This window comes from Streptomyces sp. NPDC058221 (assembly GCF_042882365.1).
Taxonomy (GTDB): Bacteria; Actinomycetota; Actinomycetes; order Streptomycetales; family Streptomycetaceae; genus Streptomyces.
Genome location: NZ_JBHVWF010000025.1, coordinates 20,965 through 40,996 on the forward strand (window position 1 = coordinate 20,965; position 20,032 = coordinate 40,996).

15 protein-coding genes and 2 pseudogenes are annotated in these 20,032 nt (G+C 70.7%); 11 read left to right on the forward strand and 6 right to left on the reverse strand.

Annotated elements, in window-relative coordinates; translation table 11 throughout:
• Window positions 1-38: 38 nt before the first annotated feature.
• From ACFVW8_RS11250 to mug, 3 genes are all read left to right on the forward strand, one after another.
• Complete coding sequence (locus ACFVW8_RS11250) at window positions 39-839, forward strand: SAM-dependent methyltransferase (RefSeq protein WP_389688474.1); 801 nt, start codon at window positions 39-41, stop codon at window positions 837-839.
• Window positions 840-1,045: 206 nt separating this feature from the next.
• Complete coding sequence (purB, locus tag ACFVW8_RS11255) at window positions 1,046-2,488, forward strand: adenylosuccinate lyase (protein ID WP_389688476.1); 1,443 nt, start codon at window positions 1,046-1,048, stop codon at window positions 2,486-2,488.
• 19 nt (window positions 2,489-2,507) lie between these two features.
• Complete coding sequence (mug, locus tag ACFVW8_RS11260; protein WP_389688478.1) at window positions 2,508-3,071, forward strand: G/U mismatch-specific DNA glycosylase; 564 nt, start codon at window positions 2,508-2,510, stop codon at window positions 3,069-3,071.
• Between the two features lie 117 nt (window positions 3,072-3,188).
• On the opposite strand, the gene ACFVW8_RS11265 is transcribed toward mug, so the two are convergent.
• The 3 genes from ACFVW8_RS11265 to ACFVW8_RS11275 form a co-directional block, all read right to left on the reverse strand.
• Entirely contained in the window at window positions 3,189-3,626 is a 438-nt protein-coding gene (locus ACFVW8_RS11265; protein WP_389688480.1) for a hypothetical protein, read from the reverse strand.
• A gap of 258 nt (window positions 3,627-3,884) precedes the next feature.
• Entirely contained in the window at window positions 3,885-4,622 is a 738-nt protein-coding gene (locus ACFVW8_RS11270) for an ABC transporter permease (protein WP_389688482.1), read from the reverse strand.
• Between the two features lie 2 nt (window positions 4,623-4,624).
• Window positions 4,625-5,563, reverse strand: a complete 939-nt coding sequence (locus ACFVW8_RS11275) for an ATP-binding cassette domain-containing protein (RefSeq protein WP_389688484.1) — start codon at window positions 5,561-5,563, stop codon at window positions 4,625-4,627.
• Window positions 5,564-5,671: 108 nt separating this feature from the next.
• Here ACFVW8_RS11275 and ACFVW8_RS11280 point away from each other — a divergent pair, with 108 nt between their 5' ends.
• The 3 genes from ACFVW8_RS11280 (at window position 5,672) to ACFVW8_RS11290 (ending at window position 8,755) form a co-directional block, all read left to right on the forward strand.
• Window positions 5,672-6,844: a sensor histidine kinase gene (locus ACFVW8_RS11280; protein WP_389688486.1), complete on the forward strand. Its 1,173-nt coding sequence runs from the start codon at window positions 5,672-5,674 to the stop codon at window positions 6,842-6,844.
• A 4-nt stretch (window positions 6,845-6,848) separates the two neighbouring features.
• Window positions 6,849-7,499 carry a response regulator gene (locus ACFVW8_RS11285; RefSeq protein WP_389688487.1) on the forward strand — a complete coding sequence of 217 codons (651 nt, stop codon included), beginning with the start codon at window positions 6,849-6,851 and terminating at the stop codon, window positions 7,497-7,499.
• 98 nt (window positions 7,500-7,597) lie between these two features.
• Window positions 7,598-8,755, forward strand: coding sequence for an ROK family transcriptional regulator (locus ACFVW8_RS11290; protein ID WP_389688489.1), 1,158 nt, complete (start codon window positions 7,598-7,600; stop codon window positions 8,753-8,755).
• A gap of 50 nt (window positions 8,756-8,805) precedes the next feature.
• Here the strand turns inward: ACFVW8_RS11290 and ACFVW8_RS11295 are convergent, their stop codons facing one another.
• Window positions 8,806-9,573 (reverse strand): GntR family transcriptional regulator, encoded by a 768-nt coding sequence (locus tag ACFVW8_RS11295; protein ID WP_389688491.1) that lies wholly within the window; start codon window positions 9,571-9,573, stop codon window positions 8,806-8,808.
• A 315-nt stretch (window positions 9,574-9,888) separates the two neighbouring features.
• On the reverse strand, window positions 9,889-10,773 hold the full coding sequence (locus tag ACFVW8_RS11300; RefSeq protein WP_389688493.1) for an RNA polymerase sigma-70 factor: 885 nt from the start codon (window positions 10,771-10,773) through the stop codon (window positions 9,889-9,891).
• A 152-nt stretch (window positions 10,774-10,925) separates the two neighbouring features.
• On the opposite strand from ACFVW8_RS11300, the gene ACFVW8_RS11305 reads away from it, so the two are divergent.
• A complete protein-coding gene (locus ACFVW8_RS11305) occupies window positions 10,926-11,756 on the forward strand; it encodes an alpha/beta fold hydrolase (protein ID WP_389688495.1) in 831 nt (276 codons plus the stop codon).
• Between the two features lie 57 nt (window positions 11,757-11,813).
• Here ACFVW8_RS11305 and ACFVW8_RS11310 read toward each other — a convergent pair.
• A pseudogene (locus ACFVW8_RS11310) lies at window positions 11,814-12,662 on the reverse strand (DMT family transporter); the annotation flags it as partial.
• 47 nt (window positions 12,663-12,709) lie between these two features.
• Here ACFVW8_RS11310 and ACFVW8_RS11315 point away from each other — a divergent pair.
• The 4 genes and pseudogenes from ACFVW8_RS11315 to ACFVW8_RS11330 all read left to right on the forward strand — a co-directional run bounded on the left by ACFVW8_RS11315 (window position 12,710) and on the right by ACFVW8_RS11330 (window position 20,015).
• On the forward strand, window positions 12,710-14,167 hold the full coding sequence (locus tag ACFVW8_RS11315; RefSeq protein WP_389688496.1) for a PLP-dependent aminotransferase family protein: 1,458 nt from the start codon (window positions 12,710-12,712) through the stop codon (window positions 14,165-14,167).
• A 117-nt stretch (window positions 14,168-14,284) separates the two neighbouring features.
• A pseudogene (locus tag ACFVW8_RS11320) lies at window positions 14,285-15,866 on the forward strand (alkaline phosphatase D family protein).
• Between the two features lie 118 nt (window positions 15,867-15,984).
• Complete coding sequence (locus ACFVW8_RS11325) at window positions 15,985-17,358, forward strand: SWIM zinc finger family protein (RefSeq protein WP_389688498.1); 1,374 nt, start codon at window positions 15,985-15,987, stop codon at window positions 17,356-17,358.
• Window positions 17,355-20,015, forward strand: coding sequence for a DUF6493 family protein (locus ACFVW8_RS11330; RefSeq protein ID WP_389688500.1), 2,661 nt, complete (start codon window positions 17,355-17,357; stop codon window positions 20,013-20,015). The genes ACFVW8_RS11325 and ACFVW8_RS11330 overlap by 4 nt, the downstream gene beginning before the upstream one ends.
• Window positions 20,016-20,032: the final 17 nt, after the last annotated feature.

The window sequence follows — 20,032 nt, forward strand, 5'->3', positions numbered from 1 at the left end:
ATTGTCCGCGCGCAGGCCGGGCGACGCGAAGAGGACCGATGGCTGACGAGCAGGGCATACAGACACCGGTGAACGGCATCGACATGGGCACGCCGCATTCGGCGCGGGTGTGGAACTACTGGCTGGGCGGCGAGGACCACTACGAGGTGGACCGCCGGCTCGGGGCGACGCTGGAAGAGCTGTACCCGCAGATCACCGAGATAGCTCGCGCCTCCCGGGCATTCCAGGCGCGAGCAGTACGATACCTGGCCGGCGAGGTGGGGGTCCGGCAGTTCCTGGACCTCGGCACCGGCCTGCCCACGGCCAACGCGACGCACGAGGTCGCGCAGGATGTCGACCCGACAGCACGCATCGTGTACGTCGACAACGACCCGATCGTCCTGGCTCACGCCCGCGCCCTGCTCTCCAGCCATCCCGGGGGAGCGACGGACTATGTGCACGCGAACCTCAGGGACACGGGGACGGTGCTGCGCGAGGCCGCCCGGACACTGGACCTCGGCCGTCCGGTGGCGGTGATGCTGCTGTCGACCCTGGGGCACGTGGCGGATGCGAACGAGGCTGCCGCACTGCTCCGCGGCTACCTGGATGCCCTGCCTGCGGGCAGCCACCTGATGCTGTGCGACACCATCGAAACACCGGAGACCCGGGCAGGATCCGACGAGTACGCCAGTGGGGGTGCCATGCCGTACATTTCGCGTCCCAAGGAGGTCATGGGGACCTTCGCGGACGGGCTCGACCTGGTGAAGCCGGGCTTCGGGTCGATCAGCCTGTGGCGCCCCGACGGACCGGTGACCGGCGATCCGGTCGACCAGTGGGGCTTCGTCGCCGCCAAGCGGTGACACCCCTCGCCTGCCCGACCGGACTCAGTGCCGGTTGGGCTCCGGCATGAGGGCCGGGCGGACATCGAATGCCGCCGGGCACCGGGCCCACGGGAGCCGTCATTGCTCCCGGCCGGACCGACGAGTGCCGGTGGCCGCGGCCTGTAGCAACCCACAAACCGGACCGCGGCGCCGACCTGCACAAACCGCCAGTAGAATCTGGACACGTGACTGCTGTGTCTGCGAAGCCTCGCATCCCCAATGTCCTGGCCGGCCGCTACGCCTCCACGGAGCTGGCCGTCCTCTGGTCCCCCGAGCAGAAGGTGAAGCTGGAACGTCAGCTGTGGCTGGCGGTGCTGCGCGCCCAGAAGGATCTCGGGATCGAGGTGCCCGACGCCGCTCTCTCCGATTACGAGCGCGTCCTCGACCAGGTCGACCTGGCCTCGATCGCCGAGCGCGAGAAGGTCACCCGGCATGACGTCAAGGCCCGCATCGAGGAGTTCAACGCCCTCGCCGGCCATGAGCAGGTCCACAAGGGCATGACGTCCCGCGACCTCACCGAGAACGTCGAGCAGCTCCAGATCCGGCTGTCCCTGGAATTGATGCGGGACCGGACGGTGGCTGTGCTGGCCCGCCTCGGCAGGCTCGCGGGAGAATACCGCGAGCTGGTCATCACCGGCCGCTCCCACAACGTCGCCGCACAGGCGACGACACTCGGCAAGCGCTTCGCGACGGCGGCGGACGAACTGCTGGTCGCTTATGGCCGTCTTGAGGACCTGCTCGGCCGCTATCCGCTGCGCGGTATCAAAGGCCCCGTCGGCACGGCCCAGGACATGCTCGACCTGCTGGGCGGCGACGCGGGAAAGCTGGCGGATCTGGAGCAGCGCATCGCCGGCCACCTCGGCTTCGCACAGGCCTTCACCTCGGTCGGCCAGGTCTATCCGCGCTCGCTCGACTACGACGTGGTGACCGCGCTGGTACAGCTCGCCGCCGCGCCCTCCTCGGTCGCGAAGACCATTCGGCTGATGGCCGGCCACGAGCTGGTGACCGAGGGCTTCAAACCCGGCCAGGTCGGCTCGTCCGCGATGCCGCACAAGATGAACACCCGTTCCTGCGAGCGCGTCAACGGCCTGATGGTGATTCTGCGGGGTTACGCCTCGATGACCGGCGAGCTGGCCGGCGACCAGTGGAACGAGGGCGATGTGTCCTGCTCCGTGGTCCGCCGGGTGGCCTTGCCCGACGCGTTCTTCGCATTCGACGGTCTGGTGGAGACCTTCCTGACGGTGCTCGACGAATTCGGCGCCTTCCCGGCCGTCGTGGCGCGCGAACTGGACCGCTATCTGCCGTTCCTCGCCACGACCAAGGTGTTGATGGGTGCGGTGCGCGCCGGTGTCGGGCGTGAGGTCGCCCACGAGGCCATCAAGGAGAACGCGGTCGCCTCCGCGCTGGCCATGCGTGAGCAGGGCACGGAACGCAACGAGCTGCTGGACAAGCTGGCTGCCGACAAGCGCATTCCGCTGGACCGTGCCGAGCTGGACGAGCTGATGGCCGACAAGCTCTCGTTCACCGGCGCGGCCGGCGACCAGGTCACCGCTCTCGTCGCCCGGATCGAGGAGATCACCAAGCAACACCCGGAAGCCGCCGGGTACACACCGGGCTCCATCCTCTGACGACCGGCTCCACACCCCGATGACACCCGATGAGCTCCAGGCCGCGCGCGACCGCACCGTTCCCGATGTGGTCGCGGGCGGCCTGCGCGTGCTGTTCTGCGGAATCAATCCGAGCCTGATGACGGGTGCCACGGGCCACCATTTCGCATTCCCCGGCAACCGCTTCTGGCCGGTACTCCACCTGTCTGGTTTCACATCACGGCAGTTGAGGCCCTCCGAACAGTCCGAGTTGCTCCTGTACGGGCTCGGCATCACCAATGTCGTCGCCAGAGCCACGGCACGGGCCGATGAACTCTCCGCCGAGGAGTTCCGCGCAGGCGGAGAGATCCTCACCGCAAAGGTGGAACAGCTGCGGCCGCAGTGGCTGGCGGTAGTCGGCATCACGGCCTATCGGACCGCGTTCGGGGAACGGCAGGCCCACATCGGACCGCAGGAACGGGCGATCGGCGGCACACGCATCTGGGCCCTGCCCAACCCCAGCGGCCTCAACGCCCACTGGACCGCGCAGACGATGGCCGAGGAGTACGGACGCCTCCGATCGGCCGTCGCCTCGCACACCCTCACCGACCGCGCCGGGACCTGACCGCCGAGGCGGAATGCCGGCCCGAATCGGCTGCTGCCCTCGTCCGCCCCTCCCCGAATACAGGTCGGATACGTCTTACGCGCTCCCCACGCCATACACGGGCTGTCTCCCCACGGGTTACGGCGGGTCTATCTCCGTTACCACGACCGTCAGCTCACACCCCGGCCCACCATCCTCCAGGCAGAGCCCCAGTGCGATCCACAGTTCCTCTATGTGCCAGAGCCGAAAATATTCGCAGCCCGCAGCGGTCTCGGCCCATGGGTCGGGTATCACCTCGCCGGACATCATGCGCTCCTGCGCGCTCCACAGGCTGATCATCCGCGGATCCCCCCATCGCGCACCGAGCAACGCGATCAGCGCGTCATGCTCCGCCAGACACTGCACCCGGTGCTCCAGGCGCGCCGCCTCGTCATCGTCCCAGCCGTCGTCATCCGCGTGCAGGAAAGCCATGTGATAGCCGGGCCCGCTGACTCCCGTGCCCGACCGGATGCGCTCCACGGGGAACTCCCGGGTGCGCATCCCGTCGATGAGGCGGAGGTGATGTGCGGTGGTCATGCCGTCAGTAAACCGCCCTGCACTGACAACCGAAGCCCCGCCCCATGCTTTGAGAGCATTTCAGCCACCTCGTCCTGCCGTCCCAGCCCCGGCTCGGGTGCGCCCCGAGTCGTATGTCTCCGAACCGTGCGCGCTCCCGGCCGAATCCGTGGGTCGAAGCGGTGGGTCGAAGCGGTGGGTCGAAACAACCCCGTGGTTCGAATCAACCCGGTGGGTCGAACCGGTGGGTCGAACCGGTGGCCAAGTCGCCCCGACGTACTAGGCGTCGCGGCGTCGCAGCGCCCACCACCCTGCCAGCAGTGCTGCCGCGGCCCAGGCTGCGGTGACCGCCAGTCCGGCCCAGGGCCCGAGGCTGCCTTCCGGGTGCTGGTGCAGCACCAACTGTCCGGCCCGGTCCGGCAAATAGGCGGCTGCTCCGCCCGCGATGTCCCCGACCACGAACGAGACGATCAGGATGAAGGGGATGAGCAGACTGAGCACGGCTATCGCGCTGCGCAACAGAACCGTCAGTCCCGCCGCGAAGAGCGCCATCAGCGCCAGATACATCCCGCCTCCGAACGCCGCCCTCAAGGCGCCCGGTTCCCCCAGTCCGATCGCGTACTCCCCCATGAACAACTGCCCCACCAGAAAAGCGGTGAAGGTGGTGGCGAGGCCGACGACCAGAGCCGCTCCCCCGACCAGTGACATCTTGACCGTGTAGAAGAGGGTGCGGCGTGGAACGGCTGCGAGTGACACGCGCAGCGCACCGTTGAGGTACTCGGACGAAATCGCCGTGGCTCCGAAGCTGATGGCCGCGATCTGGCCGAAATTCAGTGCGTAGAAGGCGCCGAAGACAAGTTCGGCGTCCGCATTGTCCGCCTCGGCCTGGCCGACGGTGGCGAACGCAAGCACTGTGACGGCCAGGGTGACGAGGAAGACCGCCATCAGGGATCCCGCGATGGAGCGCACCGACCTGATCTTGATCCACTCGGAACGCAGGACTGCGGTTGCCGACACGGTCAGGCCTCCTGACGGGTGGTGGGCGAAGCAGCGACGGACGCGAATTCCGCGGCATCGGCCGTGAGCTCCAGATAGGCCTGTTCCAAGGTGGCCTGTTCGTCGGTGAGCTCAAGCACTGCGATCCCCTCGACGGCTGCTATCGCTCCGATCTCCTCCGCCTTCACACCCTCGACGGTCCAGCGGCCGTCATCTCCCTCTGCGGCCCGGTATCCCTTGCGTGTCAGAACCTCACCGAACCGACTGGATTCCATCGTGCGCATCCGCACCCGGGGCCGGCTGCGGGAGTCGAGGAACTCCTGCATCGGCAGATCCACGAGAAGGCGCCCCCGTCCGAGCACGATCAGATGGTCGGCGAATGACGACGTCTCGTTCATGAGATGGCTGGAGACGAGCACGGTGCGGCCCTCTCGGGCGAGCCTCTTCATCAGTTCCCGGATCCAGACAATGCCCTCCGGATCCAGCCCGTTCGACGGCTCGTCGAGCATCACCACCTCCGGGTCACCGAGCAGTGCTGCCGCTATTCCGAGCCGCTGGCGCATGCCGAGGGAGAACGTCTTGATCCGGCGCCCGCCGACCTGGCCGAGCCCCGCCTCCTCCAGCACCTCCTCGACCCTGCCGGCACTGATGCCATTGCTCGTGGCGAGCGCCAGCAGGTGATTGCGGGCCGTCCGCGAACCGTGAGCGGCCTGCGGGTCGAGAAGCACCCCGACGCGGCGCAGCGGATCGTCGAGAGCCGTGTACGTCTGGCCGCCGATGGTGGCGGTGCCCCCGGTGGGCCGGTCCAGCCCGAGGACCAGCCGCATGGTGGTGGACTTGCCCGCCCCGTTGGGCCCGAGGAATCCGGTGACCCTGCCCGGCCTCACGCTGAAGGTGAGCCGGTCCACGGCGCGGGTCGCGCCGTAATCCTTGGTGAGCTCGTGGACATCGATACTGGTCATGTCCTCAGCCTGGCGGCCTCGCCGGCGGCAGTCCTCCCCCGCCGGAGTGGATCATCTCCCCCGCTCGGGGGAGCCGTCCCGCCTTGGCGCGCTGGCACGATGGGCAGCATGCTCCGCTTCCTCCTGCCGCTGGCCGAACAGGTCACCTACACCCGCTGGCTGCATCTGCTCCTGCCGTCCGCGGTCGTGAGCGTGTGGCTGTACATCTCGATGGACACGCCGTGGGTGCCGGTCGCACTCGCGGCGCTGGCCGGCCTGATACCCGGTATGCGGCTCGCCGAAGGGATCCAGGCACAGCTGCTGCTCACGCCTGCGGAGCGTGGCGACCCCGACGCGAGTATCTCGGCGGTCGTGTCCACCTCGTGGTCCGAGCGCTGGCGGACGTCGCTCTGGCTGGAGGTGCGCCTGCTGTGCGCGGGGCTGGTCGGCTTTGCCACGGTGTGGCTCGGGGCGACGACGGTCGACCTCGTCCGCTCCGCGCTCGGTACGAACCCGAGCGACGAATGGCTTGTCAGCGGGATGGGGACTCACTGGTGGGCCGCGGTCCTCGCCCCTGTTCCCCTGCTGGTGCTGCTCGCCGTGGTGGTGGCATGTGGGGAGCTGATCACAGCGGCCGCTCGTTGGCTGCTGGGCCCGAGTCCGGTCCAGCGGCTTACGGCGCTGGAGGAGCGCACCGAGCAGCTCCTTGAGCGCAACCGGATCGCGCGCGAACTGCACGACTCCATCGGACATGCCCTCACGGTGGCTGTCGTGCAGGCGGGGGCTGCGCGGGCGGCCGGCGATCCCGGGTTCACCGAGCGGGCCCTGGTGGCGATCGAGGAGACCGGCCGTGACGCGCTCGAAGACTTGGAGCGGGTGCTCAGGGTGCTGCGCGAGTCGGACGCACCTTCCGGAAAGCAGCCGTCCCTGAGTGAGGTGGACCGATTGCTGGACTCCGCACGGGGTGCCGGGGCCAAGGTCGATGCCGAAGTGTCCGGTCCGTTGGAGCAGGTGCCGGGGTCGGTGTCCCGGGAGGGGTACCGCATCCTTCAGGAGTCCCTGACCAACGCGCTGAGACACTCAGGGCCCGTCCCCGTCCGGGTGCGTATCACCGTCGCTGACGGACGGCTGGAGTTGGAGGTGACCAACCCCTTCGAGGGTTCGACCGGTACGCCCGGGGGCGGAAGCGGGCTGCGGGGCATCCGGGAGAGGGCGGCCCTGCTGGGTGGCAACGCCAAGACCGGCCTGTACGGAAGGGAATGGATGGTGCACGCGAGCCTTCCGCTGAACCGCATACGCTGACGGGATGCCGGTTACCGTTCTTCTGGTCGACGACGAACCCCTGGTCCGTGCGGGTCTGCGTGCGGTTCTGGAGGCCCAGCCCGATATCGAGGTCGTCGGTGAGGCGGGTGACGGAGCGGCGGTGATCCCGCTGGTGCGTCAGCTGCGCCCCGATGTCGTGGCGATGGACGTCCGCATGCCGCTCATGGATGGCATCGAGGCGACCCGGTTGGTGCTGCGTACGGTGCCCGATCCGCCGAAGATTCTGGTGGTGACGACGTTCGAGAACGACGAGTACGTCTACGAGGCGCTGCGCGCGGGGGCGGACGGCTTTCTCCTCAAGCGGGCGCGACCGGCCGAGATCGTGCATGCGGTGCGGCTGGTGGCGGAGGGTGAGTCACTGCTCTTCCCCGCGGCGGTTCGCCATCTTGCCGCCGAATACGGGACAAGCAGGGCGCGGGAGGCCATGGAGAGAGCCTCGCTCACCGAGCGCGAGGCCGCGGTGCTGCGGCTGATGGCCCGGGGCCTGTCCAACGCCGAGATCGCCGCGAAGCTCGTGGTGGGTGTCGAGACGGTGAAGACCCACGTCAGCGCTGTTCTCGCGAAGTTGGGCGCCCGGGACCGGACGCAGGCGGTCATCGCCGCCTATGAGTCCGGATTCGTCGCCCCGAGTTGATTCTGCCCGTTCCGGACCGCCTTGCGTCCCGCGGTCGCCCTGCTCCTGAGCAACGAGTACGATCCGCCTGACATGCGCACGAGCTGGGAGGACACACCGTGGGCCGGCTGACCGGTGGGGACCCGTCGTTGCTGCGCCGGATCAATTCCGCGGTGGTGCTGCACGCCCTCAGGGGCGCCGGTTCCCCGACCCTCACGGACCTGACCCGCATCACCGGTCTGTCCCGGCCGACGGTCGAGGGCGTTGTGGAGGGCCTCTTCGAGGCGGGCCTGGTCGTCGAGTCCGCGCCCGACGGCGCCGAGGCACGTCGGCAGGGCCGTCCGGCACGCCGGTTCCGGTTCCGTGCCGAGGCCGGGCATCTGCTGGGCATCGAGATCGGCCCGCACCGGGTCTCGGCGCTGCTGTCGGGTCTGGACGGCAGGATCATGAGTGCCGGCTCCCGTGCGGTTTCGGAGACCGCCTGCGCCGACGACCGCCTCGACAAGGTGCGGACCGTGGTCGCCGACGTCCTGCGGCGGACCGGCGTCGCCCGCAGCAGCCTGCGTGCGGTCGGGGTCGGCAGCCCGGGCATCGTGGAGGCCGACGGCACCGTCCGGCTGGGCACCGCACTGCCGGACTGGACGGGCCTGGCGCTCGGCGAGCGGCTGCGGCGCTCGTTCCGCTGTCCCGTTCTCGTGGAGAACGATGCGAACGCGGCAGCTGTCGCGGAGCACTGGAAGGGTGCGGCCACGGAGTCCGACGACATCGTGTTCGTGCTGGCGGGGCTGAGCCCGGGAGCTGGTTCCCTGATCGGCGGACGCCTGCACCGCGGTTTCGGCGGTGCGGCGGGCGAGATCGGTGCGCTGCACCTCCTGGGCCGTGACGTGACACCGGAGAAGCTGCTGTCCACAACGGACACCCCCTTGGACCCGCTGGACGAGCACGCGGTAGCCGCGGTCTTCGCGAAGGCGCGGCACGGCGACGAGCAGGCGCAGGCTGCGGTCGAGCGGTTCATTCAGCGGCTGGTCCACGATGTGGCGGCGCTTGTGCTGGCGCTCGATCCCGAGCTGGTGGTCATCGGGGGCTGGGCGGCCGGGCTGGACGGGGTACTGGACCCGCTCCGCGGGGAGTTGGCCCGCTACTGTCTTCGGCCGCCGAGGGTGGCGTTGTCGCTGCTCGGTGAAGCCGCTGTGGCCACGGGGGCGCTGCGGCTGGCGCTCGACCACGTCGAGGAGCAGCTCTTCGCCGTGGAGGGAACGGCGACGGCCCGCCGCTGAGTGCGACGGGCCGTGCGGGGGGGCCTGCTGGGCGGCCGGGACGTGCCTGGTCAGGAAGCGCGGCGCTCCGGGTCGTGGTGGCTGATCTCCACGTCGCCCGAGTCGCCGAAGGTGAGCCGGCAGGTGTCGGCCCGGTAGGTGGCGATGGAGACGGCCGCGGTGCCACCGGCGGCGAGGTACCGGGTGGTGACGACGAGGACAGGAGCGCCGGGAAGCCGGTCGAGTTCCTTGGCGTCGTCCGCGCGGGCGGAACCGAGCTCCACCGAGCGGTCCTGGCCGTCGAGTCCGAGCCGGTGCAGTTCGCGCACGACGCTGCGGGCCCGGGAGGCGCCGGACGGGGTCTCTATGCCGGAGAGTTCCGGCACCGAGGACGACGGCACGTACAACAGCTCCGCCGCCACGGCCTGCCCCTGGGTGACCCGGATCCGGCGCACGATGTGGACGGGCTCGTCGTTCGCCACGTCGAGCGCACCGGCCACAGCGGCAGGTGCCGCCGCGGTCTGGCAGTCGACGGGCTGCCATGCCTCGCCCGCGCCGCCCCCGGTCCAGTCGTGCTGGGCGGTGGAAACGGCCACACCCACGCGAGGCGGCGCGACGGTCGTGCCGACGCCCCGGCGGCGCTGCAGTCTGCCTTCGAGTTCGAGCTGCTCCAGGGCTTGCCGGAGCGTGGCCCGGGCGACGCCGAACCGGGCGGCGAGCTCACGCTCGTTGGGAAGGATCTCCCCCACCGCAAAGTCCGAGTCGAGTGCCTCACTGAGCACGGTCTTGAGGTGCCAGTACTTCGGCTCCTGCACCGATTCCAGCTGCGTGGTCCCCACCCTTGTCCTCCGCAATCGCCCAGCGGCTTTTCCGCGACGTTATTTATTAAAGGTTCCTGTCTTAACGTTGCGACCATAGGACGGCACACCCCCTTGGTCAAGACCAATGCTTAGCCGGTAACGCTGCGAAACGGCACTCTGCCGCAGAGTGTTCACAGGACGTTCGTGGAGCGGCGTACCGCGCGCAGCGCAAAGCCCCACGTCCGGGGAGGTCCGTGGGGCTTGAGGGGCGAGACGGGCGCTGAGCGGGCCCCTTCCGGCCTCGATCAGCCGGAAGGGGATTTACCGGTTGGAGCGGCCGACGGGCCCGGACGGCTATGCACCGCTGAATCCGGTGAGTTTGTCAGGGTTGCGAACGATATATACGCACTGAATGACTCCGCCCCGCACATCCACCTGAATGACACAGTCGGGTTTTCCACCGAAAAGGACCAGCAGCGCCGGCCCGCCGTTCGCCTCCACGCTCCGGATCTCGAGGTCCGGAGCCGGTTGGCCCGCAACGGCCTGGAGGAAGCGGCTGACCTTGTCCGCGCCCTCCAGGACCCGCAGGGGAGCCTTCGCCTTCCCGCCGCTGTCTCCGACGAGGCGCACGTCCGGCGCGAGGAGTGCGAGAAGTTCCTCGATGTCACCGCCCGCAGCGGCCGCGAGGAAGCGTTCGGTGAGGTCACGGCGGTGGACGGGGTCGACGTCGTAGCGCGGCTTGCGGTCCTCCACATGCCGCCGGGCACGCCCGGCGAGCTGGCGGACAGCGGCTTCGGTCCGGTCGAGCGTCGTGGCGATCTCTCCATAAGGAAAGCCGAAGGCCTCACGCAGGACGAAGACGGCCCGTTCCAGCGGTGACAGCGATTCGAGGACGACCAGCACCGCGACCGAGACGGATTCGGCGAGGACGGCCTGCTCCGCCGTGTCGGGCACGGCTGGGCCGAATTCGGTGACGACGGGCTCCGGCAGCCACGGCCCGACGTATGCCTCGCGTCGTGTCCGGAGCCGGCGCAGCCGGTCGATGGCGAGGCGAGTGACGATCCGGACGAGGAAGGCACGCGGTTCGCGCACGTCCTCCCGCGCCGCGGCCGACCAGCGGAGCCAGGCCTCCTGGACCACATCCTCCGCGTCCGCGATCCGGCCGAGCATGCGGTAGGCGACCCCGGTGAGCACGGGCCGTTGCTCTTCGAAGACGTCGGTCGCGGGGTCGGTGGTCACCGTCACATCCCAGCCGACGTTCCGCACACTGTCCAGCCCGAATCGCCCGGACCCCTTGAACTCCAAGCTACCTGGCGGTAATTGTTGTTGACGCATTGTCTAAGTCGCCTGAGGCACGGCCTTCGCGTGCCGGAACAACCGGGAGCAACTCCATGGCAGCCACGGTCTCGTTCACCGTCGAGTCACCCCGCGGGCCGCGGACCGTATCCGTAGCGTACGAGCGGACGGGTTCCGGTGAGCCGCTGCTGCTGCTCCACGGCATCGGCCACCATCGCCAGGCCTGGGACCCGGTGATTCCCGTCCTCGCCGTGGAGAGGGACGTCATCGCCATCGACCTGCCCGGCTTCGGAGCCTCTCCCGCACTGCCCGATGACCTCACGTACGGCCTGACGACCGTGGCGCCGCTGCTCGGGGCCTTCTGCGACGCGCTGGGCGTGGACCGACCGCATGTGGCGGGCAACTCGCTCGGCGGGCTGCTGGCACTGGAGTTGGGGCGCGAGAAACTCGTACGCTCGGTGACGGCGCTCTCGCCCGCCGGGTTCTGGACCGAGGGCGAGCGGCAGTACGCGTTCAGTACCCTGCGCGCCATGCGGCTGGCCGCCAGGTCGATGCCACTGCCGCTCGTCGAGCGGCTCTCCCGCACCGCGGCCGGCCGCACGGTTCTCACGAGTACCATCTACGCCCGGCCCGGCCGCCGTTCACCGGAAGCCGCGGTCCTGGAGACCGTCGCTCTCCGGGAGGCGACCGGGTTCCACCAGACGCTGGCGGCCGGACGCGATGTCCGGTTCACCGAGGATGTGCCGGGGCTACCGGTGACCGTCGCCTGGGGCAGCAGCGACCGGCTGCTCCTGCGCCGCCAGGGGATCCGGGCCAAGCACACCGTCCCCGGCGCCCGGCTGGTCCGGCTGCCCGGCTGCGGCCATGTGCCGATGAACGACGATCCGGCTCTGGTGGCGCGGGTGATTCTCGACACCAGCCGCTGAGCCCGTCTCCGGCACGCGCCTGCGCCCTCGCAGGACGCCCGACCCGAGCGCCACACCCAGTCCGACCAGACAGCTGCCCGCGGCCTGCGCGAGACCGTATGAACCCGTGCCGACCAGCGGGGCGGTGAGTGCGGCCGAGACCGGGATCAGACCGGAGAAGAGCGTGGCGCGCTCGGCGCCGATGCGCTGCATGCCCATGTACCAGCAGACGAATCCAATGACCGTCACCACAGCGGCCTGCCAGAGCAGCGCCGCCGTCTCACCTGGAGAGGGCATCCGCAGGAAGCTGCCGCCGTCCAGCAGCAGCCCCAGCGCGGCCGACTCGACCGCGGCGATGAAACAGACCGTGGCGGAGAGCAGCTTCGGGCCGAGCGGACGGAGCACCGGTACGGCGATAACGGCGAAGCCCACCTCCCCGACCAGCGCACCCACCGAACAGAGGATGCCCGCCGTGTCCGTACGGCCCCATCCCTGCACCGTGAACGCTCCGGCTGCGACCAGCGCGGCAGCGTAGAGCACAGGGCGAGCAGGACGGCGCCCGTCCAGCAGCGGCACGAGCACGGCGACAATGATCGGGGCGCAGCCTACGAAGACTCCCGGAACGGCGGGCTCCGCTGATCGCTCGGCGGCCAGTACGGCCAGGTTGAAGCCGACCATGCCGACAGCAGCGAGGAGCCCGAGCCGCCCCCACTGCCGGCCACTGAGCCTGCGCAGGACTGCGGCGGGCGGGGGCGCTCCGCCGCGCCGCAGAAGGGGCAGGAGCAGCAGGCCGGCCAGCCCGTAGCGCAGTGCCTGGCCGCCCGCGTACGGGTAGTCACCGAGCACGCTGTTGGCGGTGAAGGAGGCGCCCACGAGGACGGCGGCGACAGTGGCGAGAAGGGTCCCGCGGAGGTAGGTCACATTCATGACACCGAAGTTAGGCAGCGCGGTGGCCGGGTTTAAGGTCCACTTCCATGATGTCTTCGGGGACCAATCCTGCACCGGACAGCGCAGGCGCGGACCGTGAACCGGTCTCCGCCGCCTGGGAACTGCTGCTGCCGGCGGTGTCAGCCCCGGCCCGCGGCCGCGGTCGCGCCCTGCAGTCGGCGCTGCGCGAGGCCGTCCGTTCCGGCCGCCTCTCACCTGGGACGCGGCTTCCGGCAAGTCGTGAACTCGCCGCCGATCTGGGTGTCTCACGCGGTCTGGTCACCGAGGCGTACGAACAGCTGACGGCCGAGAGCTATCTGCGCAGCGGGCTCGGCTCGGGGACCTGGGTGAGCGGGGCGGTGCGGGCCGCGGCGGGCGGGGCCCGCGATCTTGCCCCGCGCGACCCCAGTACACGCGTCGACTTCAGGCCCGGGACCCCGGACCTCTCGCTCTTCCCGCGCACTGCCTGGGCCGCCGCCCACCGTTCGGTGCTCGGCAGGCTGCCGCACAGCGCCCTGGGCTATCCCGACCCACGGGGACTGCCGGAACTGCGGGTCGCTCTCGCGGCGATGCTGACGCGACGTCGCGGTGTGGTGGCCGATCCGGAGCGGCTGCTGGTCTGTTCGGGCGTGGCGCAGGCGACGACACTGCTCGGGTTCGCGCTGCACGGGCAGGGGATGCGCACGGTCGGTGTCGAGGATCCCGGGAGTCCCGAGCACGGCGCGCTGTTCGCCTCGACGGGTCTCGCCGTGTCCCGGCTGCCGCTCGACGGCGAAGGTCTGGCGACCGAGCCGCTCGCGCGCTCCGGGGTCCGCGCCGTGATGACCACCCCGGCTCATCAGTTCCCCACTGGAATCGCATACTCCGCAGCCCGTCGCAGTCTGCTCCTCGACTGGGCGAGAGATGTCGACGGAGTGCTCGTCGAGGACGACTACGACGGTGACTTCCGCTACGACCGGGCGCCCGTCGGCGCTCTGCAGGGGCTGGATCCGGAGCACGTCGCGTACACCGGTTCGGTGAGCAAATCACTGGCACCCGGTCTGCGGCTCGGATGGCTGCTGGCACCGGCGTCCATGACGGACGAGATCGTCGCACGCAAGCGCACCATGGATCTCGGCAATCCGGCCGTAGACCAGGCGGTCCTCGCCGATTTCATCGCCCGGGGTGGCTATGACCGCCAGTTGCGACGCTGTCAGCGCGCGTACCGGGAACGCCGCGACGCCTTGACTGCGGCCCTGGCCGAGCACTTTCCCGGCACCGAGGTCAGCGGTATCGCCGCGGGGCTTCACATCATTGCCCGGCTGCCCGAACGGTACGGTCCCGAGGCCGGGTTCGCCGCCCGTGCCGCCGGGGCCGGAATCGCGCTGCGGCTGCTGAGCGCCTGCGGCACCGCGGAGCCGGCGGACGATTCGGTGAGCCTGGTGCTGGGTTACGCGCAGCTGACCCCGGTGGACATCGCCCGGGGCGTACGGCTGCTGGCCGAGGCCCAGCGGGGGCACGGCTGAGCGGAGGCCGGGACCGGGTATTCACCTCGCGTTGGTGTGCCCGCCTCCGTCGGGCGCGAGGGTGGGCCGGTCACCCAGCAGTCCGTCCGCCCCACCCGCTGCCCCGGAGGCGCTTCGATGCCGTTCCGTCCGCGAATTCCGTCCCCCGACCGCCGTTCCGTGCTGCGCGGTTCGCTGGCCGCCTCGGCCGCCCTCTCCCTTCCTGTGGTGGGCGCGGCGGCCCCCGCTTTCGCGCGGTCGGGCCGTCCGGCCGCGTCCTGGGGTGTGCAGGTGGGTGACGTCACGGCGTCATCCGCGCTCGTGTGGGTGCGATCCGACCGTCCGGCCCGGATGGTCGTGGAGACCTCGTCGACCGAGTCGTTCCGGCGCCCGCGCCGCTGGCACGGTCCTCTGCTCGGCCCGGGTACCGACTTCACCGGTACGACAGCGCTCTACGGTCTGCCGCCGGGCGAGCAGGTGCACTACCGGGTGACGCTCGCCGCTCCGGACGATCCCCGCCGCACCGGTGAACCAGTGTACGGAACCTTCCGCACGGCACCGGCCCGCCGCCGGGACGGAGTGCGCTTCCTGTGGTCCGGGGACATCGCGGGACAGGGCTGGGGCATCAACCCGGACATCGGCGGATACCGGGTGTACGACGAAATGCGCCGCCTGGACCCGGACTTCTTCCTCTGCAGCGGCGACAACATCTACGCGGACGGTGTGATCGAGCCCAGCGTGCAGCTGCCGGACGGCCGTGTCTGGCACAACATCACCACCGAGGAGAAGGCGAAGGTCGCCGAGACGCTCGCCGAGTACCGGGGCAACTTCCGCTACAACCTCCTGGACGACAACCTCCGGGAGTTCAACGCGCAGGTGCCCTCGATCATCCAGTGGGACGACCACGAGGTGCGCAACAACTGGTACCCCGGGCAGATCCTCGACGACGACCGCTACACCGAGAAGAACGTGGACGTGCTCGCGGACCGCTCGATGCGGGCCTTTCGCGAGTACTTCCCGGTGTCCACGCTGCACCGGCAGTCGGGCGGTGACCGGGTGCACCGAGTGGTGCGGCACGGCCCGCTGCTCGATGTGTTCGTCCTGGACATGCGCTCGTTCCGCAACGCCAACTCACCCGGCCGGCAGCCGGACGACACGACCGGAATCCTCGGATCCGGGCAACTGGCCTGGCTCAAGGGCGAGCTGTCCCGGTCCCGGGCCGTGTGGAAGGTCATCGCCGCGGACATGCCGCTCGGCCTGGTCGTGGCCGATGGGGCGACGGACTTCGAGGCGGTGGCGCAGGGTGATCCCGGGGCTCCCCTCGGCCGCGAACTGCAGATCGCCGAACTGCTCCGGTACATCAAGCACCACCGGATCACCGGCACGGTCTGGCTGACGGCCGACGTGCACTACACGTCGGCCCAGCACTACGCCCCCGAGCGGGCGGCGTTCAAGGACTTCGCTCCCTTCTGGGAGTTCGTGACGGGGCCCGCTGGCCGCCGGTCAGTTCCCCTCCAATCCACTCGACGGCACATTCGGACCCGATCAGGTGTTCGTTCAGGCGCCCGATCGGGCGAACATGTCGCCTATGGAGACCCCTCCCCTGTTCGGCGAGGTCGACATCGACGGGGACAGCGGCGAACTGACCGTCCGGCTGCGGGCTCAGGGCGGCACCGTCCTGTTCAGCAAGGCGCTGCAGCCAGGTCGCGTGGGGCAGTGAGCCGCGAGGCCCGAGCGGCTCCGCTGCAGGGCCGGGGTGCGGCGTGGAGGCCGGCACCCGGGCCGCCCCGCGAACCGGTCCGGGCCGACTGTCAGTGGTGGGTTCTACCGTTTTCTTCATGACCCGATCCGTACACGCGCTGGCCTATGCACGTCCGTCCGTTCTGAAGTCCTCGCAGGCAGGGCAGTCGCTCGGCCTGGAGACGGCAGGCGGTCTCACCCCGAGCGGGGCCGAACCCCACCCCCGGTTCTTCGAGGGATTTCTCACCTCGCCCGCGATCGCGGCCCGTGGACTGCTCGCGGTGGCGGACGTGGCGTCCGCGCGCTACTACCAGCGGACGCTGTCGTCCTCGCTCGACCCCGTGGTGACGGGCAACGGCGACCGGCTGCGCTTTGAATCCTTCTCCGGCTGCTGCGGGGTGTACGCCCGCCTGGACGTGCTGCGCGACGGCCTGGACGGGGCGGATACGGGTCACGGCACGACCAATGTGGATGTGAACAATCCGCTGCGCGAGGCACTTTCGCGGATAGGCGGCAACGATCCGCTGCATCTGCGGGTGGGGCCGCAGGAGATGGCGGTCACCACACTGGACGGCCCCGTCGTGGAGAAGAAGGTTCCGCTGCCCGACCGGTGGCTGCGAGGCTTCGCCGAGGCTCAGGTGGCATCCGCCGCCTTCGATCTGCGGGCCGAGCTGCCGGCGGCGGAGGCCGTCCGGTTCCTGCGGTCGCTGCCCCGCTCGTCGGGCAACGCGTCGCGCGGCGCCCAGTGGGTGCTCCCGGCCGGAAAGACCCTGCGGCCGACGACGCGCCCTGCGACGGGAGCCGTCTGTCTGCCCGGGCCCCAGCGGCTGACCACGCTGCAGCGCGTCCTCCGGCATGCTACGGCGCTGCGGGTGTACGGACCGGTGGCCGACGGCGTCGCCGCAGCGAGCGCCTGGGAGGTCGTGCTGCCCGGCATGCGGCTCACCCTGACCCTGTCCCCCGAGGCATCACGCGGCTTCTCCGGCGAGGGCGGAGTGCTCGAAGCGCTCGCCACCGACGATGCCGCGGCCGACGCCGAGCTGATCTCGGTGCTGCTGGCCTGGGAGCCCAGGATCGAACCGGCCGATCTGGCGGAACAGTCGGGCCTGCCGGTGGAGCGTGTGCGTGCGGCGCTCGTCCGGCTGGGAACCGCGGGCCGTGTCGGCTACGACCTTGCGGACGCGGCCTACTTCCACCGCGAGCTGCCGTACGACGCGGACCGGGCCGAACGGCACAATCCGCGGTTGGTGGCCGCACGGCGGCTGGCCGAGTCGGGCGCGGTCGTCCTCGACGGCGATGTGGCGACCGTGGCCTCGGGCGACCGGTGCTACCAGGTCCGCGAGCGGACCGGCGCGTTGGGCTGCACCTGCCAGTGGTGGGCCGACTACCGCGGTCGCCGCGGCCCGTGCAAACACGCACTCGCCGTCCGGATGGCCCGCCGGGGCGCGACGGCCGGCGCAGGTGCGCGATGAAGGAGCTGCTCACCGCGGTGCGCGAGGGCCGCCACGACGACGTTCCCGCCCTCCTGGCCCCACTTGGCCGGGCCGAACGCAGACTGGCTCTGGCCGAGTTGAAGGCGCTGCGCACACAGGCGCGGGGCTGGGACCGGCACGAACGCAACAAGACCCTCAAAGCCGTACTGGTGGCCGGTGCGGGCTGCCACACCGGGCCCGCCGGGTGCGCGACATGGATCGGCGCCAGGGAACTGCGTGAGTGGGCGCATTCGCCGTACCCGTTGGTCCTGGCGGTCCTGGCGGACCGCGATCCGGCCTACCTCACCGATCTCGTCCGCCGTCTGGCTGCCCGTTCCGTCGATTCCGAGGCGGAGTACCGGCTCGTCGTCGAACTGGCCCGGATGGCGGACTGCCCGCTGCCCGTCTCCGACGGCATGGTCCGGGGATGGGCCGAGCGGATCACCACCGCCCGGTGGCAGCAGCCCCGCCGGCCGCTGGTCGACATCCTGCGGGCCGAACCCCACCTCGATGTGCTGGCGCCGCATCTCCTGGAGATGCCGGAGCTGCCCGCGGCGGTGGCCTGGGGCGGTGATCCGGCCACCGACGGCCACTGGCCATCAGCGCTGTCCGCCCTGGCCGCAGAGTGTGTGCTGGACCGGTCCGCCCTCCTGGACCGCTGCACCACCCGGCTGCTGCGCGGCGGAAAGACGGCCGACCTGCGCTTCTGCCTGCTCCTCCTGCGCAGCCTCGAACCCACCGCGCAGGAGGAGGCCGAGCGGGTCGCCGACTGGATCGCCCTGGCCGGGGACGGCCCGTCGCCGGTGGCCGGACACGCCCAGGAGGTGCTCAGCCGGCTGGACGGCCACGGCAGGCTGTCGGTGGCCCAGCTGGCCGACGCCTCGAGTCCGGTGCTCTTCCGCACGGAGAAGAAGCTGGTCCGCTCCCAACTGGTCCTGCTGGGAAAGGTGCTGCGCCGGGATCCGTCGGCGGCCGGGCAGCTGCTGCCCGTGGTCGCCGAGGCGTTCGGGCACCCGGATATCGGCGTCCAGGAACGGGCACTCAAGCTCACCGCCCGCCACCTCGCCTCGTCTCCGCCCGCGCTGCGCGAGGAACTTGCCTTCTCGGCTTCACAGTTGGGGCCCGTGCACCGTTCGGCAGCCCGCGCGCTGTTCGGTGATCTGCTGGACGCCGGACCGGCCGGGGATGCCTACGAGGAGATCCTTCCCACGGCTCCGGTCCCGCGACGCCTCGACCCCGCCCCCGAGACCGCGGCCGAGCTCGTCGAGGACGTAGTGTCCCTGCTGCGGTCCGGGTCGCGGGAGGTCGCCGACTTCGAGAGGGCTCTGGACGGACTGATCCGGTGTGCCCACACCGGCAGGACGGCCCTGACCGATGCCCTGCGTCCCGCGCTGGCGGATCAGTGGTGGGCAGGATCCGGTCGGCAGGACGAGGCGCCCCTCCCGTCCTCCAGGAACCTCGACGGCCTGCACATCGTCGCGGCAGCACTCTTCGGCCGGACCTCGGAGCAGACCATCGCCGCCGGCCGGACACGGTGGACGGCGACGGGCTCCTGCTTCCACGCCGCACTCGACGGGGCGATGCTCGCCCGGCTGTGGGAGGCAGCCGCCGCGATCCGGGCCGGAAGACTCCCGTTCCTCCTGGCGACGCCGACCTGGCACACCGGGTCCATCGACCCGATGGAGCTGGTCGGCCGGCTACGCCGCTACCAGGCGCTGGGGGTCGGCCCGGGACCTGCCGACTTCGCCCAGGCACTGCTGCGTGTCCGGCGCAGCGGCGGCCAGGAGGCCGCCGCTCGCGCCACAGGGCTCGGCAGCGCGGAGGGCGACCGGCTGGCCGCCTGGCTCCGGGCGGACGAACCGGTGGCGCCGGCCCTGCGTCCGTACGTGGAAGACGAAGCCCCGCCCGGCCAGGGCTGGTTGCAGCAGTCGGCGGCCGGGGCGCGGCGCATGCTGCTGGCCACGAGGGAACGCCTGGCCATCCAGCAGGAGTTCCCCCGCGCCTTCCACTGGCTCGGCCGCCCGCACGCCCCCGGGCAGCAGCAGTGCTACCACTGGGGCACCGGTGCCCCGCAGCTGGCCGTGCTTCCCGAGGACGCCGAGACGCTGGCGGCGTGGCTGCTGCCCTCCGTCGCCACGTGCGCCGATGACCAGCGAGGCGGGGCATCGATTCTGCCGGCGCTCGTCGAGACCGGAGGGCCCCCGGGCCGCTCCCTTCATCTCGCGCTGGCCTACGCGCTCGGGGCCCGCTATCCGGAGGACCGGCTGTCGGCGGTGGACACCCTGCTGATCCTTGCCGCCGGAGGCCGGCTGGATGCGCCGCTCCTGGGCGACGAGCTGGCCGTGCTCATCGACCGGGGACTGGTGAAGCCCGGAAGGCTGGCCGCCTCGGCCGGTTCCGCCGCCGCCACCGGCGCGTACCGGACGGTGCTCTCCGTGCTGGTCAAGGCGCTTCCCACGCTGCTGGCGCGCGAGCCCGCCCCCCGGGGCCTGAACGACCTGCTCGCGGTGGCCGCGGAGTGCGCGGAGCACGGTGGCGCGCCGGGCACCGGCCCGATAGCCGGCCTCGCCGCAGTGGCCGCACGCGGCGGGTCGACACAGCTGGTGCGTCAGGCGGCACGGCTGGAGTCCGCCTGGCTCGGGGGGCCGGCTTGCTGAGCCCTGGCCGAGGCGCG

Bases quoted from the DNA above. Each gene is read 5' to 3' on its own strand.
- ACFVW8_RS11250 (WP_389688474.1), top strand. From the start codon at position 39: ATGGCTGACGAGCAGGGCATACAGACACCGGTGAACGGCATCGACATG.
- mug (WP_389688478.1), top strand. From the start codon at position 2,508: ATGACACCCGATGAGCTCCAGGCCGCGCGCGACCGCACCGTTCCCGAT.
- ACFVW8_RS11265 (WP_389688480.1), bottom strand. From the start codon at position 3,626: ATGACCACCGCACATCACCTCCGCCTCATCGACGGGATGCGCACCCGG.
- ACFVW8_RS11275 (WP_389688484.1), bottom strand. From the start codon at position 5,563: ATGACCAGTATCGATGTCCACGAGCTCACCAAGGATTACGGCGCGACC.
- ACFVW8_RS11280 (WP_389688486.1), top strand. From the start codon at position 5,672: ATGCTCCGCTTCCTCCTGCCGCTGGCCGAACAGGTCACCTACACCCGC.
- ACFVW8_RS11285 (WP_389688487.1), top strand. From the start codon at position 6,849: ATGCCGGTTACCGTTCTTCTGGTCGACGACGAACCCCTGGTCCGTGCG.
- ACFVW8_RS11305 (WP_389688495.1), top strand. From the start codon at position 10,926: ATGGCAGCCACGGTCTCGTTCACCGTCGAGTCACCCCGCGGGCCGCGG.
- ACFVW8_RS11315 (WP_389688496.1), top strand. From the start codon at position 12,710: ATGATGTCTTCGGGGACCAATCCTGCACCGGACAGCGCAGGCGCGGAC.
- ACFVW8_RS11325 (WP_389688498.1), top strand. From the start codon at position 15,985: ATGACCCGATCCGTACACGCGCTGGCCTATGCACGTCCGTCCGTTCTG.
- ACFVW8_RS11330 (WP_389688500.1), top strand. From the start codon at position 17,355: ATGAAGGAGCTGCTCACCGCGGTGCGCGAGGGCCGCCACGACGACGTT.